Below are 13,065 nucleotides of genomic sequence, written 5' to 3' on the forward strand. Positions count from 1 at the left end.
TGCGCGGGGACGCGTTTGCATCCTGACAGAAGCCGGCACCACCCGTCGCCCCAGATCGTCGCCTTACCCATCAACCGTTCACTCCCTGCGACAAGCTGCGACAAACCTGCAGCTACCGTTCATCGGGGGGCAAGCGTCACCGGCCTAGAACGGTTTTCGACGAGGCGGTCGAGGCGGGTTTCCCCCCTGTTGCCCGGTCTCCTGGAGACCGCAACGTCAAGCGTGACGAACGCAAATGGAACCCTCGGACCAATGCCCCCGGTCCGAGGGTTTTGTTTCTTGGCTCAATGAAGCATTCCGCGATGTAATTCGCTTGCTGACACAGCCTGTCGCTGCATATTTGTCGTATGAACCTGTTGCGGTCGATATACATCAACCTGCGGTATCGGTGGCACATACAATATCTGCTTCCGCTTGCGCTGTTAGCGCCCTTGGTCTTGCTGTTCCCGAGCAACCCGTTGGGGATAGATAGTAGAAAGGGCGATCCTGTAATGGCGCAGATCACCAGCATTGGCGTCGGTCAGCACAGATATCTGGGTCGAACCGCGGGCATAGCTGTTTCTGCCAAAACGCAAGCAGGTGCGGTTGGCTCAATCGTTGCCGCGCCCGCCGAAGTCAACGGCTGCGACATCGGGGACATAATTCCGGCAGAACAGGAGGGCATTGCGCTTCGTCTGAAGCCCAGGCCGTGCACCCATCAATGAATTGTCGGCATTGGGCCTCATCTTGGGCATAATCAGGGCAGACGCCGAACTCGTCGATTATCAGGATTACCATTGAGGTCATGACGATGATGCACAACCCTCCCCATCCCGGAGAACTGCTTCGCGATGAAGTGATCGAAGCGCTGAACCTGTCCGTCACCGAAGCGGCCAGCCGCCTCGCGATGTCGCGTGTCGCCCTCTCGCGCGTGCTGAACGGCAAGGCCGGGATCAGCCCCGATCTAGCCCTGCGGCTGGAGCAGGCAGGCGCCAGCACGGCGCGGGCATGGCTGGCAATGCAGGCGAACTATGATCTGTGGCGGGCGCGGCAGCATGAGCAGCCGATTGTGCGGCGTTTGCAGGAAGCTGCATGACGTTGCAATGTCGCATAGATCGCGTCAAAGTGCACGTATGATTTTTCGCAGACCAATAGTTCCTTCTCGAATAACGGAGCTGGCACTTTTTGCTGTTGCTGCGTCGAGCATTCTCTTCGTCGCCGCATTTTCTGTTTGGGCAGCATCAAAGGAGTTAGTCGCTTGGCACAAGGTCCCAGCTCTGACTATCTTGAGGGGGCTGGGATCATTGCCGATGGTGGCTATGGGGCTGTGGCTTAGGCGCCAGCGATTGAGAAAGACGGCTGAACTGCAAGATTATGAGTGCATTCTCGTAGCCGCGCATGATCCGCGCTAGCCCCCACATCCCATCTAGCAATCGCCCCCCCGCAACCCTAAAGCAGCGCCATGATCTCGGTTGCCACATGGAACATCAATTCGGTGCGCTTGCGCGCCGATCAGGTCGAACGCTTTCTCCTGCAGGAATCGCCCGACGTACTGTGCCTCCAGGAGATCAAGACGCCGGAAAGCCTGTTCCCGCACGAGGTGTTCGAGAAGCTCGGCTATACCCACCGCGCCGTCCATGGGCAGAAGGGCTATCACGGCGTCGCCACCGTCAGCCGCATCCCCTTCCGCGATTTCAGCAAGCATGACTGGCAGGACAATGGCGAGGCGCGGCATATCGGCGTCGAGCTGCTGGGGCCGGGCAACGGCCTGATCATCGAGAACGTCTATATCCCCGCAGGCGGCGACGTGGCAGACCGCGAGGTGAACCCCAAATTCGGCCAGAAGCTCGACTTCCTCGAGCGCATGACCCGCTGGGCCGAGAAGATCGAGCGGCCGACGCTGATCACCGGCGATTTCAACATCGCGCCGCTGGAATGCGACGTCTACGACCACAAGGCGCTGCTCAAGGTCGTCAGTCACACGCCAATCGAGGTCGAGACGCTGCAGCGCTTTGCCGATGCGCATGGCTGGGTCGATCTTGGCCGCAAGCACATCCCCGCGCCGGAACGCAACTATTCGTGGTGGTCCTACCGCTCGTACTGGCGTGCCAAGGACCAGGGCCGCCGGCTCGACCATATGTGGGCCTCGCCCGAGGCTGCCGCGCAGACGCGCTCGCACCGCTTCGTCGAAGAGACGCGCAAGTGGGAGCAGCCTTCGGATCACATCCCGCTGATCACCGAGCTGAATTTGTGAGCGAATCCCGTAACGTAGCAAAAGCGCTCGACGCGCTGCGCCACGGCTGGGCGATCCGCGTGACCGGCGCGGACGGCGCGCTCGACCTGCTGCCTGCCGAAACCGCTTTCGCCCAACCCGGCATCTATGCCGCGCGACTGCTGATTTCCGCCGCCCGCGCGGCGACGCTGAAGCTCGCTAACCAACGCGACGCCGCCGTGCCCGAAGCCCCGGTGATGATCCATGGCGCCGAACCATTCAGCCTTGGCTCTGCACGCAATCTGGCCGATCCGGCGAAGGACCTCGGCAGCCCGTTGCGCGGGCCCTTCAAGGCCGATCCGATCGAGGCGCATGATGCGGCCGTTGCCGCCATGGAACTGGCCCGTCTGGCAGGGATCCTGCCCGCTTTCCTGATCTCGACGGGCGTCGAAATCGCGGCGGAGGTATCGACGGCCGATCTTGCGGCGTTCAAGGACCCGCTCAACCTCACCATTCAGGTCCGCGCCCGCCTGCCCGTCCACGCCTGTGAGCATGCTGAAATCGTGGCATTTCGCGCGCGGGATGACTTGCGCGAGCATGTGGCGCTGGTGATCGGTACGCAAACCAGCGAGCGTGAGCCGGTGGTGCGGCTGCACAGCGAATGCCTGACCGGCGACATTCTCGGCAGCCTCAAGTGCGATTGCGGCCCGCAGCTTGATGCCGCCCTTGCCCGCATGGCCGAGGAAGCCAATGCGGGCGGCTGGGGCGTGCTGCTCTACCTGCGGCAGGAAGGCCGCGGCATTGGCCTGATCAACAAGCTCCGCGCCTATGAGCTGCAGGACCAGGGCTTCGACACGGTCGACGCCAACGAACGCCTCGGCCTGCCGAGCGAGGCGCGCGACTTCCCGGTGGCGGCGCGGATGCTCGACTTGCTCGGCGTGCGTTCGATCCGCCTGCTGACCAACAATCCGCAGAAAGTGGCGACATTGCAGGCACTTGGAGTGGAGGTGACGGAGCGTCTGGCACACCAGCTCCCCGCCAACCCCCACAACCAGCGCTATCTCGATACGAAGCGAGATCGGACCGGTCATCTGCTGCGTTAGAAAGCGCGCCACGCGATCAGCAGCACCGCAGCCGCGATAATCACCGCGAACAGGAGGGCATAGCCCATGTCCTTGACGGTGAACTTGTCCACGTTTTCAGAGCGAAAGAGCCGGTAGCCACGCTCGGCAGCGGGGTTGCTGGCGACGAGAGCGACGTCCAGCGCGCTGGCTTCGGAGCGGAACCAGTTGACCATGAGTTGCCGCTCGTCCGGCGTGACGTCGGGGTAGGCGGCGAGGAGCGCCTCGACGTGGGCGCGGCGAGAGTCGACTGCTTTCGCAATCGTGGAAGTGTTTGACATTGTGGGATTCCTGACATGCGTTTGAACTGCGCCCGAGGGGCGCGGGGCTCAGGTCAGGAAAGTGGCGGTGCCCTGGGTGCTGGCAGCAGCGCGAGCGGCTGCGGTGCAGGCGGCGCGGTTTGCGGGGGCCAGAAGCCTTCGTGCTGGACGAGCGGCACCGGGGCCAGCCTTGGCGCAAGGACGACCGGCGGCGGGGGCGCCATCGGCACGACAGCGCGTTGAATCTGCGCGGCTTTGCGCGGTGCCACCGCCATGTCCACCGTTGCCGCACTGAAGGCCGAGCCGTGACGCACGGTCACGGGTGCCTCGAAGGGGACAAGCGCGTGGGTCAGGACAGTGAGGGCGAGAAGGAGCGCCCAGAGCCGTCCACCCAGCTTCAGGAGGGGTGCGCTCAGCATTCCAACTCCAGTTAGACTCTTAAGGACAGAGGGGCAACTCCACCCCAACTCGGCGCGACTCTAGCGGGACTCGAAGCGGCTGAGGCCCGCCCCAAGTGTGTTCGCCCCGAGCGCCAGCTTGTCGCCCGACCAGTCCGCGACGAAGGCAGACGAACGACTCACCCCCGGCGCGAACCGCGCATCATTTCCAACAATGGCGAGGCCGGTCGCAGGGTGTGCCTTGCCCTCGGCGGCGATGGCGATGAAGGCGCTGTAGTTTTCCTTGTCGAGGCCTTGGACGAAGACATTGTCGGCAATGCTCCCGGTCGCGCCTGCGGGCAGGTCGATCATGTAATTGGTTGTTTTTCCGGCGGTATCGTCAAAGCTCGACTGCGTGACTTCGACGCGGCCGGCGCGGCTTTTCACATAGTGCCCGCCGCGCCCCGCTTCGAAGCGGCTGCGGCGGATGGTGACGCTGCCATAATCGCCGAAATAGACAGAGTGGGCGCAGGAGAGGCCGCGATCGCACCGGCCAAGACGCGAAAAGGTTGATTTTTCAATGAGAACTGCGCCGGCGGGGTCGTCGGCGGAGAGGATGCCCTGCTCGCTGTCACGGAACCATGACTGGCGCACGGTGAGGTTGCCGCGTTCCAGCCGGATGCCCGAGCCATTGGCATCGGGCACGCGGATGTTCTGGAAGATTAGGCCTTCGACCGTGGTGGAGCGTCCGCGCGCGACGATGACCGCCTTGCCCTCGCATGCCGCGCCGTCGAACACCGTCTGCCCCGGCACTTGCGCGACGAAGCCGATGTCGCCCGCCTGCTGCACCGCGCAATCGCGATAGATGCCGGGTTCGATGCGGATCGTGCCGGTGCCTTCGCCGATGGCGTTCACCGCCTGCTGGAGCGCGGCATAGCTGCGGCCGGTCTCGACCACCGTGTATGGCGAGCGCTGGCCCTGTGCGAGCAGAGCGGTGGCCGGAATCGTTGCAATCACCGCGATCCCGAGGAGGAAGACGGCAAGGCGCTGGCCACGGTGGCGGCGCTCTCTGGAGGCGAACGGGTTCATCATGCGCATATCTGTTCCCCGGCGATTTCGAATGCCGGGGTAGCGCGGAATGATTGACAGGCCCTTGCGTTCCCGCAGGAACCGGGGACCTGCCCGAAGTTACAGGATCAATCCTTCCTGCCCCAGCGCCACTTCCAACCGCCGCGCGTGCGCCTGGCGGAGACCGAGAACACGATTGCCGTGGCGACGATGAAAAGTGCGAAGCCCAGCGTGCGCAATCGGCCGTCGCCACTGTCATCCAGCAGCTTCACCAGCGGCAGCAGAGCGATATAGCCACCGATCAGGGCCCAGCCCTGCCAACGCAGCGGCAAGCCCGCGCCATAGCCAAAGCGCTTGGGCGCGAACCATGCGCCGTCGTCGGTGGCGGGCGGTTGGGACTTAGGCGGCCGGGTGGTGTAGCGGGCATCAACCATCGCTGTTCTCCGTGTCGATTTTCGGCGGCCGCCCGCGCTTGACCGGTTCGGCCGCGGCGAGCTTCACGCCGCGCCGGGTCAGGGCCTCGCGCAGCAGCACTTCGATCTGGGCATTGGCCGAGCGCAAGTCGGCCGAGGCCGTGCGCTCGATCGCGGCGAAGAGCGCCGGATCGATGCGCAACGGAAAGGCCTTCTTTGGACTCGGCGCCATCCCGAACGCCTTACTGGTAGAGCGTGCCGGTGTTGACGACCGGCTGGGTATCGCGCTCGCCACAGAGCACGACCATCAGGTTCGAGACCATCGCTGCGCGGCGTTCGTCGTCCAGCTCGACCACGTTCTTTTCCGAAAGCTGGGTCAGCGCCATTTCCACCATCGACACGGCGCCTTCGACCAGCTTCTTGCGCGCCGAGATTACCGCTTCGGCCTGCTGGCGACGAAGCATGGCTCCTGCAATTTCAGGTGCATAGGCAAGGTGGGTAAGACCGCATTCGTCAACCGTGATGCCTGCAAGCACCAGTCGCGCGTTGAGTTCGGTGCGCAGTTCGGCGTTGATCTGATCGTGATGGCCGCGCAGCGTGACTTCGTGGTGCTCGATATCGTCATACGGGTAGCGCGAGCCGATCGAGCGCACGGCGCTTTCGATCTGGACAAAGACGAAGGCCTTGTAGTCATCGACGTCGAACAGGGCCTGCGCAGTATCGGATACGCGCCAGACGACGTTTGCGGCAATCTCGATCGGATTGCCGCGCAGGTCGTTGACCTTGAGCTTTTCCGAGACGACGTTGTTGGCGCGTACCGAGATCTTGGTCTTGGTCATCCACGGCCAGACCCAGCGCAGCCCGTGGTTGCGGTCCGTGCCACGATAGGAACCGAACAGGTTGATCGCGGCGGCCTGATTGGGCTGGATCATGTAGAAGCCCGAGGCCATGAACACGATGGCGACCGGCAGCGCGGCAATCGTCGCAATGAAGCCGGGCACGGCATCTTCCGACGGATTGCCGCTGGCAAACCCGAGGACCCGTGCAGCGGTGAGGATCACCAGCACGACCATGAGGATCAACATGAGATAGCCGCTGATCGACCAGGCCCCGGTTTCGGTGCTGGCGGAATGCGTCTTCGACTCGGACATCGGAGATTCCCCTTAAATCTGATATCACATTAATATCAGATTCGGTTTCAGGTGCAAATGGTTTTGGATTCCTGAGGGGCGTAGCGTTGCTTGCCCACCCCCAACCCCTCCCGCAGGCGGGAGGGGTTGGGGGTGGGCCGGTTTAAACACCCCCCTTGCAATCCGGACCGAATCACTCCACATTAGCGGAGCGGACCGGGCCCCTCTGGCGCGGCGTTCTGGCCATACTGGCAGTTCGCTTCGTGATGTCGGACCGCATCGGGTAATGCCGATGCCATGCGGGTCCGGGTCTCTTCCCCCTCCTTTCGGACTTTGGCCTCGCAGGCTTCGGCATTCCCGATCGTAGCAATTGCTCGACTAGGGAGCTTTGACATGTCCGCGTGGCTGAAGATGTCACGCTCTGCCCAACCGGCAAGATCGAGCCGGGCCCGCATCGGCAGGAAATCGAAGCAGGCCTGCGCCATCACGGTGCGGCCCTCGCGCTCCAGACGCTCGACGAGGATCGCGTGCATGGCATGGAGGTGGCGCACGTCGGATGCGGCGTATTCCTGCTGCGCATCGGACAGCACCGGCCCACCCCAGTCGCTCGACTGCTGCTGCTTGGAGATTTCCTTTCCGAGCAATTCGCGCACCAGGTCCTTGAGGCCGTGGCGATCGGTATAAGTCCGGACCAGCTTCGAGGCGATCTTGGTGCAGAACACCGGTGCCGCGACCACGCCGAGGTAATGCTCGATCGCGGCAAGGTCGAAGCGGGCGAAGTGGTACAGCTTGACCCGCGAAGGATCGGCCAGGACAGCCTTCAGATTGGGCGCCGCATAGCTGCTGCCCGGTGAGAAGCGGACGAGGTGTTCGTCGCCCTGCCCGTCCGAAATCTGCACGACGCAAAGGCGATCACGCGGCGTGATCAACCCCATCGTCTCGGTATCGACGGCGACGGCACCCGGCGCAAGCACGCCTTCGGGGAGGTCTTCTTCATGGAAATAAACGGCCATTCCTGTCGCTTAGGGCGTTGGGCAAGGACCCGCAAGCTTTCAGTCCCGCCCAGACAAGTGCAAGGAGGAAAAGACGTGGCCCGTCACGACCGCCAAGTTGGCGTTTGCGGCATGAAAGTATTGTATTGCGGCCATGCTCCCAGATGGGAGCGCACCACACGCGGTGAATCGCGCAAGGAACGCTCACGCAATTACGGAGCGAGAGCCGTGGCACTGGACGCCAAGACCCTGACCCATCTAGAACGCCTTGAATCCGAGGCGATCCACATCATGCGCGAGGTCGTCGCCGAGGCGACCAATCCCGTCATGCTCTACTCCGTCGGCAAGGACAGCGCGGTCATGCTGCACCTTGCCCGCAAGGCGTTCTATCCCTCGCCGCCGCCGTTCCCGCTGCTGCATGTCGATACCACCTGGAAGTTCCAGGACATGTATGCCCTGCGCAACAAGATGGCGGTCGAGAGCGGCATGGAACTGCTCATCTACCAGAATCCCGAAGCTGCCGAGAAGGGCATCAATCCGTTCGATCACGGCGCGCTCCACACCGACATGTGGAAGACGGAAGGGTTGAAGCAGGCGCTCGACAAGTACGGCTTTGACGCAGCCTTCGGCGGCGCACGGCGTGACGAGGAAAAGAGCCGCGCCAAGGAGCGCATCTTCTCCTTCCGTACTGCCAGCCACGGCTGGGACCCGAAAAACCAGCGCCCCGAATTGTGGAACCTCTACAACGCCCGCAAGAACAAGGGCGAGAGCATTCGCGTGTTCCCGATCTCGAACTGGACCGAGCTCGATATCTGGCAGTACATCCACCTCAACGACGTGCCGATCGTCCCGCTCTACTTTGCCGACGAGCGTCCGACTTATGAGTGGGAAGGCCAGTTGTTCATGGCCGACGACATTCCCCGTCTGGAAAAGGTGCTGGGCTATCGCCCCGAAATCACCATGAAGTCGGTCCGCTTCCGCACCCTGGGCTGCTTCCCGCTGACCGGCGCGGTGGAGAGCACCGCCAAGACGCTGCCTGAAGTGATCCAGGAAACCCTGCTCACCACCACCAGCGAACGTCAGGGTCGCGTGATCGACAAGGATGCCGGTGGCGCCGGCATGGAAGTGAAGAAGCAGCAGGGGTATTTCTGATGAGCACGCAGGACGTTATCTATCAGACCGACGCCCTCATCGCCGAGGACATCAACGCCTATCTGGACCAGCATCAGCACAAGACCATGCTGCGCTTCATCACCTGCGGGTCGGTGGACGATGGCAAGTCCACCCTGATCGGGCGCCTGCTCTATGATTCGAAGATGATCTTCGAGGACCAGCTGGCCGCACTCGAGAACGATTCGAAGAAGGTCGGCACGCAAGGTCAGGAAATCGACTTCGCGCTGCTCGTCGACGGTCTCGCTGCCGAGCGCGAGCAGGGCATCACCATCGACGTTGCCTATCGCTTCTTCAACACCGAGAAGCGCAAGTTCATCGTCGCCGATTGCCCCGGCCATGAACAGTACACCCGCAACATGATCACCGGCGCATCCACCGCCGACCTTGCCGTGATCCTGATCGATGCGCGCAAGGGCGTGCTGGTGCAGACGCGCCGCCATTCCTACCTGTGCCACCTGATCGGCATCCGCAATATCGTTCTGGCCGTGAACAAGATGGATCTGGTTGACTACGACCAGCAAGTGTTCGACGCCATCGTCAAAGAATATGCGGAATTCGCCAAGTCCATCGGGATCGAGAGCTTCACCGCGATGCCGATCTCCGGCTTCAAGGGCGACAACATCACGACGCGCTCGGCCAATACGCCCTGGTATCAGGGCCCCACGCTGGTCGATCACCTTGAAACCGTGGAAGTTCTTTCCTCGGTCGATGCCGACAAGCCCTTCCGCATGCCGGTGCAGTGGGTCAACCGCCCCAACCTCGATTTCCGCGGCTTCTCCGGCTTGATCGCCACTGGTTCGGTCAGGCCGGGCGATGAAATCCGCGTCCTTCCGTCCGGCAAGACCAGCAAGGTCACGCGCGTCGTCACGCTGGATGGGGACCTCGAACAGGGCGTTGCAGGCCAGTCGGTCACACTGTGCCTGGCCGACGAGGTCGACTGCTCGCGCGGCGACGTGATCAGCCTTGCCGACAATCCGCCTCAGGCCGCCGACCAGTTCGAAGCGACGCTCGTCTGGCTCAACGACGAAGCCATGCTGCCGGGTCGCGCCTACTGGCTCAAGCTCGCCACGCAGACCGTCTCGGTCACGGTGCAGCAGCCGAAATACGTCGTGAACGTCAACACGATGGAGCATCTTGCGGCCAAGACGCTCGAGCTCAACGCAATTGGCGTGGCCGAGATCGCCACCGACAAGCCGATCGTTTTCGAGGCCTACAACGATGGCCGCACGCTCGGCGGCTTCGTGCTGATCGACAAGATGAGCAATGCCACCGTCGCTGCCGGCATGCTCAACTTCAGCCTGCGCCGGGCCCAGAACGTGCACTGGCAGGCATTGGACGTGAGCCGCGAGGCCCACGCCACGCTCAAGAACCAGAGCCCCAAGGTGCTGTGGTTCACCGGCCTTTCCGGTTCCGGCAAATCCACCATCGCCAACATGGTCGAAAAGCGCCTGCACGCGCTCGGCAAGCACACCTTCCTGCTCGATGGCGACAACGTGCGCCACGGGCTGAACAAGGACCTGGGCTTCACCGAGGCCGACCGCATCGAGAACATCCGTCGCGTCGGCGAAGTCGCCCGCCTGATGACCGACGCCGGCCTGATCGTGCTCACCGCTTTCATCAGCCCGTTCCGGGCCGAGCGCGAAATGGTCCGCAGTCTGATGGCCGACGGCGAGTTCGTCGAAATCTTCGTCGACACGCCACTCGAAGTGGCAGAAGCCCGTGACGTGAAGGGCCTCTACAAGAAGGCGCGTTCCGGCCAGCTCAAGAACTTCACCGGGATCGACAGCCCCTACGAAGCGCCTGAGGCTCCCGACTTCCGCGTGGATACGACCGCCGAGTCGCCCGAAGATGCCGCCGAACGCATCGTGAATGCGCTTCTCGGGTGGGCCCCGACCATTTAAGCAATCGTCTCTGGCCGGGAGGGAAACCGCCAATGATTCTGTTTCATGGACACGAGGCGCACGCCCGTTCGATCGTCAAGGCGATCAGCTGGCGTACCTTGGGCAGTATCGATACGTTTTTGCTCGGCTGGCTGTTCACCGGCAGCATGAAGGCTGCCGGGGCCATTGCCGGCACCGAAGTGATTACCAAGATTGGACTCTATTACTTCCACGAGCGCGTGTGGAGTTCGATCCACTGGGGCACTCAGCGTCCCCCGGTGGAAGAGGAGGACGCTGCAATCAGCGCCGAGGCAGGCTTGGTCTGACCCCTCAGACCCGGCCGATGCTGCTGTAGGCAAAGCCTGCAGCACGCGCCTCGGTCGGGTCATAGACATTACGCAGATCCACCAGCACCGGCGCGTTCATAAGGCTCTTCACCCGCGCAAAATCCAGCGCGCGGAACGCATCCCATTCGGTGACAAGGGCAACCGCGTCGGCCCCTGCAACGGCTGCATATGTAGATGCCGCCATGGTCACCTCAGGCAGGATCTCTACTGCGGCGTCCATGCCTTCCGGATCGTAGGCCACAACTTCGGCCCCCGCATCCAGCAACGTCTGCACGATCGCGATCGAGGGTGCATCGCGCATGTCGTCGGTGTTCGGCTTGAACGTCAGGCCCAGCAGCGCCACGCGCTTTCCGCGGGCGTCGCCGCCCAGCGCCTCGATCACCTTGCGACCCATTGCGCGCTTGCGGCTGTCGTTCACCTTGACCACTGCTTCGACCAACCGCACCGGGCTGTTGTAATCCTCCGCGGTCTTGAGCAGCGCCAGAGTGTCTTTGGGGAAGCACGACCCGCCATAGCCCGGCCCCGCATGCAGGAATTTCGACCCGATGCGATTGTCGAGGCCGATACCCCGCGCCACGTCCTGCACATCGCCGCCGACCTTTTCGCACAGGTCTGCCATCTCGTTGATGAAGGTGATCTTGGTGGCAAGAAAGGCATTGGCGGCGTACTTGATCAGCTCGCTGCTGCGGCGCGAAGTAAACAGGATCGGCGCGCGGTTGAGAAACAGCGGGCGATAGACCTCGCGCATCACGCCACGCGCCCATTCCTCCTCGGCACCGATGACGATACGGTCGGGCCGCTTGAAATCGCCGATGGCGGCGCCTTCACGCAGGAATTCCGGATTGGATACCACGGCGAATTTCACATCGGTTCCGCTCTCGCGAATGATCCGCTCCACCTCGTCGCCGGTGCCCACCGGCACGGTCGACTTGGTTACGACAACGGTCGGCGTCCTGATGTTTTCCGCAAGCTCCTGAGCCACGGCATAGACATAGGTCAGGTCGGCGTGCCCGTCGCCCCGGCGCGAGGGCGTGCCGACTGCAATGAAGATCGCAGCAGCATCTTCGATGGAACTGGCAAGATCAGTCGAGAACGACAGGCGCCCGGCCTTGACGTTGGCGGCGACCAGTTCGGCCAAGCCCGGTTCGTAGATCGGCATGACGCCGGAGCGCAGTCGCTCGATCTTGCTCTCGTCCTTGTCGATGCAGACCACGTCGTGGCCGAAATCGGCAAAGCAGGCTCCCGAAACCAGCCCGACATAGCCCGAGCCAACCATTGCGATCTTCATCAAAGCACTCCGTACAGCCCTGCGCTGTTAGCAAGCACTGGCCCATCCCGGAACCCTGCTTGCGGGCGCGCCTCCTAACCGTCTAACCTTGCCGGAACATGACTAGCATTTCACTGCCCGAAAGCTGGCGGCCGAGCCTCGAACCGGTCCTGCAATCCCCTCCCTTGCGCGACCTCGACGCTTTCCTCGACGCCGAAGAACGCATCGGCAAGGAGATCTATCCACCGCGCGATGCGCGCCTCGCCGCGCTGGAGCTGACGCCGCTCGATCAGGTGCGCGTGGTCATCCTCGGGCAGGACCCCTACCACGGTCCGGGACAGGCGCACGGTCTGGCTTTCTCCGTCCGGCGTGGCGTCAAGATTCCGCCAAGCCTCGTGAACATCTACAAGGAACTCGAAACCGACCTCGGCATCCCGCGCGCAGGCCACGGCAATCTCACGCGCTGGGCGCAGCAAGGCGTGCTCCTGCTCAACAATGCGCTGACAGTCGAGGTAGCAAACGCCGGCTCGCATCAGGGCAAGGGCTGGGAACTGCTCACCGATGCCGCAGTCGAAGCCGTCGCCTCGCGGCCCGAGCCCACCGTCTTCATGCTGTGGGGCAGCCATGCGCAGAAGAAGGCAGCGCGCATCGCCGCGCTGCGGAGCGGCCCGCATCTCGTGCTCAAGGCCCAGCACCCCAGCCCGCTTTCGGCCTACAAGGGCTTCTTCGGCTCGAAACCCTTCAGCCAGGCCAATGCCTTCCTTCAGGCCCATGGGCGCGGCGCGATAGACTGGCGCCTCCAGGAAACCCTGTTCTGACGCAAAAAGCCCCGCCGCAGCGAGGCTT

Annotated in this window: 15 protein-coding genes and 1 pseudogene; 8 read left to right on the top strand and 8 right to left on the bottom strand. The window is 63.1% G+C overall.

Going from position 1 to position 13,065, the window contains the following annotated elements:
• Positions 1–491: 491 nt before the first annotated feature.
• The 4 genes from NJ75_RS24465 (at position 492) to ribA (ending at position 3,294) form a co-directional block, all read left to right on the top strand.
• Positions 492–704, top strand: a complete 213-nt coding sequence (locus tag NJ75_RS24465; protein WP_156135861.1) for a hypothetical protein — start codon at positions 492–494, stop codon at positions 702–704.
• Between the two features lie 80 nt (positions 705–784).
• Positions 785–1,075 carry a HigA family addiction module antitoxin gene (locus tag NJ75_RS18620; protein WP_082013466.1) on the top strand — a complete coding sequence of 97 codons (291 nt, stop codon included), beginning with the start codon at positions 785–787 and terminating at the stop codon, positions 1,073–1,075.
• Positions 1,076–1,441: 366 nt separating this feature from the next.
• Complete coding sequence (locus NJ75_RS18625; protein ID WP_039337207.1) at positions 1,442–2,233, top strand: exodeoxyribonuclease III; 792 nt, start codon at positions 1,442–1,444, stop codon at positions 2,231–2,233.
• Positions 2,230–3,294 (top strand): GTP cyclohydrolase II, encoded by a 1,065-nt coding sequence (ribA, locus tag NJ75_RS18630; protein WP_039337209.1) that lies wholly within the window; start codon positions 2,230–2,232, stop codon positions 3,292–3,294. The genes NJ75_RS18625 and ribA overlap by 4 nt, the downstream gene beginning before the upstream one ends.
• On the opposite strand, the gene NJ75_RS23495 is transcribed toward ribA, so the two are convergent.
• The 7 genes and pseudogenes from NJ75_RS23495 to NJ75_RS18665 all read right to left on the bottom strand — a co-directional run.
• Positions 3,291–3,593 carry a hypothetical protein gene (locus NJ75_RS23495; protein WP_052242643.1) on the bottom strand — a complete coding sequence of 101 codons (303 nt, stop codon included), beginning with the start codon at positions 3,591–3,593 and terminating at the stop codon, positions 3,291–3,293. The genes ribA and NJ75_RS23495 overlap by 4 nt on opposite strands.
• Before the next feature lie 53 nt (positions 3,594–3,646).
• Entirely contained in the window at positions 3,647–3,991 is a 345-nt protein-coding gene (locus NJ75_RS18640) for a hypothetical protein (protein ID WP_039337211.1), read from the bottom strand.
• A 60-nt stretch (positions 3,992–4,051) separates the two neighbouring features.
• Positions 4,052–5,047: a right-handed parallel beta-helix repeat-containing protein gene (locus NJ75_RS18645; protein WP_082013467.1), complete on the bottom strand. Its 996-nt coding sequence runs from the start codon at positions 5,045–5,047 to the stop codon at positions 4,052–4,054.
• A gap of 98 nt (positions 5,048–5,145) precedes the next feature.
• Positions 5,146–5,451, bottom strand: coding sequence for a hypothetical protein (locus tag NJ75_RS18650; protein ID WP_039337214.1), 306 nt, complete (start codon positions 5,449–5,451; stop codon positions 5,146–5,148).
• Positions 5,444–5,662 (bottom strand): type II toxin-antitoxin system antitoxin, encoded by a 219-nt coding sequence (locus tag NJ75_RS18655; protein WP_039337216.1) that lies wholly within the window; start codon positions 5,660–5,662, stop codon positions 5,444–5,446. The genes NJ75_RS18650 and NJ75_RS18655 overlap by 8 nt, the downstream gene beginning before the upstream one ends.
• Positions 5,663–5,672: 10 nt before the next feature.
• The gene (locus NJ75_RS18660; protein WP_039337218.1) at positions 5,673–6,581 is read right to left on the bottom strand and encodes an SPFH domain-containing protein; all 909 of its coding nucleotides are present in this window, start codon (positions 6,579–6,581) and stop codon (positions 5,673–5,675) included.
• Positions 6,582–6,961: 380 nt separating this feature from the next.
• Positions 6,962–7,573, bottom strand: a pseudogene (locus NJ75_RS18665) (ribonuclease D); the annotation flags it as partial.
• A 207-nt stretch (positions 7,574–7,780) separates the two neighbouring features.
• On the opposite strand from NJ75_RS18665, the gene cysD reads away from it, so the two are divergent.
• From cysD to NJ75_RS18680, 3 genes are read left to right on the top strand one after another with little or no spacing between them, the layout of a single operon-like run.
• A complete protein-coding gene (gene cysD, locus NJ75_RS18670; protein WP_230487744.1) occupies positions 7,781–8,704 on the top strand; it encodes a sulfate adenylyltransferase subunit CysD in 924 nt (307 codons plus the stop codon).
• Positions 8,704–10,626, top strand: a complete 1,923-nt coding sequence (gene cysN / locus NJ75_RS18675; protein WP_039337219.1) for a sulfate adenylyltransferase subunit CysN — start codon at positions 8,704–8,706, stop codon at positions 10,624–10,626. The genes cysD and cysN overlap by 1 nt, the downstream gene beginning before the upstream one ends.
• A gap of 32 nt (positions 10,627–10,658) precedes the next feature.
• Positions 10,659–10,931 (top strand): DUF2061 domain-containing protein, encoded by a 273-nt coding sequence (locus tag NJ75_RS18680; protein WP_039337221.1) that lies wholly within the window; start codon positions 10,659–10,661, stop codon positions 10,929–10,931.
• Positions 10,932–10,935: 4 nt separating this feature from the next.
• Here NJ75_RS18680 and NJ75_RS18685 read toward each other — a convergent pair whose 3' ends face one another.
• Positions 10,936–12,240: a UDP-glucose dehydrogenase family protein gene (locus NJ75_RS18685; RefSeq protein ID WP_039337222.1), complete on the bottom strand. Its 1,305-nt coding sequence runs from the start codon at positions 12,238–12,240 to the stop codon at positions 10,936–10,938.
• Positions 12,241–12,338: 98 nt separating this feature from the next.
• Here NJ75_RS18685 and ung point away from each other — a divergent pair, with 98 nt between their 5' ends.
• A complete protein-coding gene (gene ung / locus NJ75_RS18690; RefSeq protein ID WP_039337223.1) occupies positions 12,339–13,037 on the top strand; it encodes a uracil-DNA glycosylase in 699 nt (232 codons plus the stop codon).
• The last annotated feature ends 28 nt before the right edge of the window (positions 13,038–13,065 follow it).

This window comes from Novosphingobium subterraneum (genome assembly GCF_000807925.1).
GTDB classification, from domain to species: domain Bacteria; phylum Pseudomonadota; class Alphaproteobacteria; order Sphingomonadales; family Sphingomonadaceae; genus Novosphingobium; species Novosphingobium subterraneum.

What these genes read in the sequence shown, in the direction of transcription:
- NJ75_RS18655 (WP_039337216.1), bottom strand. Translation starts at nt 5,662, where the DNA reads ATGGCGCCGAGTCCAAAGAAGGCCTTTCCGTTGCGCATCGATCCGGCG.
- NJ75_RS18650 (WP_039337214.1), bottom strand. Translation starts at nt 5,451, where the DNA reads ATGGTTGATGCCCGCTACACCACCCGGCCGCCTAAGTCCCAACCGCCC.
- NJ75_RS23495 (WP_052242643.1), bottom strand. Translation starts at nt 3,593, where the DNA reads ATGTCAAACACTTCCACGATTGCGAAAGCAGTCGACTCTCGCCGCGCC.
- NJ75_RS18660 (WP_039337218.1), bottom strand. Translation starts at nt 6,581, where the DNA reads ATGTCCGAGTCGAAGACGCATTCCGCCAGCACCGAAACCGGGGCCTGG.
- cysN (WP_039337219.1), top strand. Translation starts at nt 8,704, where the DNA reads ATGAGCACGCAGGACGTTATCTATCAGACCGACGCCCTCATCGCCGAG.
- NJ75_RS18680 (WP_039337221.1), top strand. Translation starts at nt 10,659, where the DNA reads ATGATTCTGTTTCATGGACACGAGGCGCACGCCCGTTCGATCGTCAAG.
- NJ75_RS18620 (WP_082013466.1), top strand. Translation starts at nt 785, where the DNA reads ATGACGATGATGCACAACCCTCCCCATCCCGGAGAACTGCTTCGCGAT.
- NJ75_RS18645 (WP_082013467.1), bottom strand. Translation starts at nt 5,047, where the DNA reads ATGCGCATGATGAACCCGTTCGCCTCCAGAGAGCGCCGCCACCGTGGC.
- NJ75_RS18640 (WP_039337211.1), bottom strand. Translation starts at nt 3,991, where the DNA reads ATGCTGAGCGCACCCCTCCTGAAGCTGGGTGGACGGCTCTGGGCGCTC.
- NJ75_RS24465 (WP_156135861.1), top strand. Translation starts at nt 492, where the DNA reads ATGGCGCAGATCACCAGCATTGGCGTCGGTCAGCACAGATATCTGGGT.
- NJ75_RS18625 (WP_039337207.1), top strand. Translation starts at nt 1,442, where the DNA reads ATGATCTCGGTTGCCACATGGAACATCAATTCGGTGCGCTTGCGCGCC.
- ung (WP_039337223.1), top strand. Translation starts at nt 12,339, where the DNA reads ATGACTAGCATTTCACTGCCCGAAAGCTGGCGGCCGAGCCTCGAACCG.
- NJ75_RS18685 (WP_039337222.1), bottom strand. Translation starts at nt 12,240, where the DNA reads ATGAAGATCGCAATGGTTGGCTCGGGCTATGTCGGGCTGGTTTCGGGA.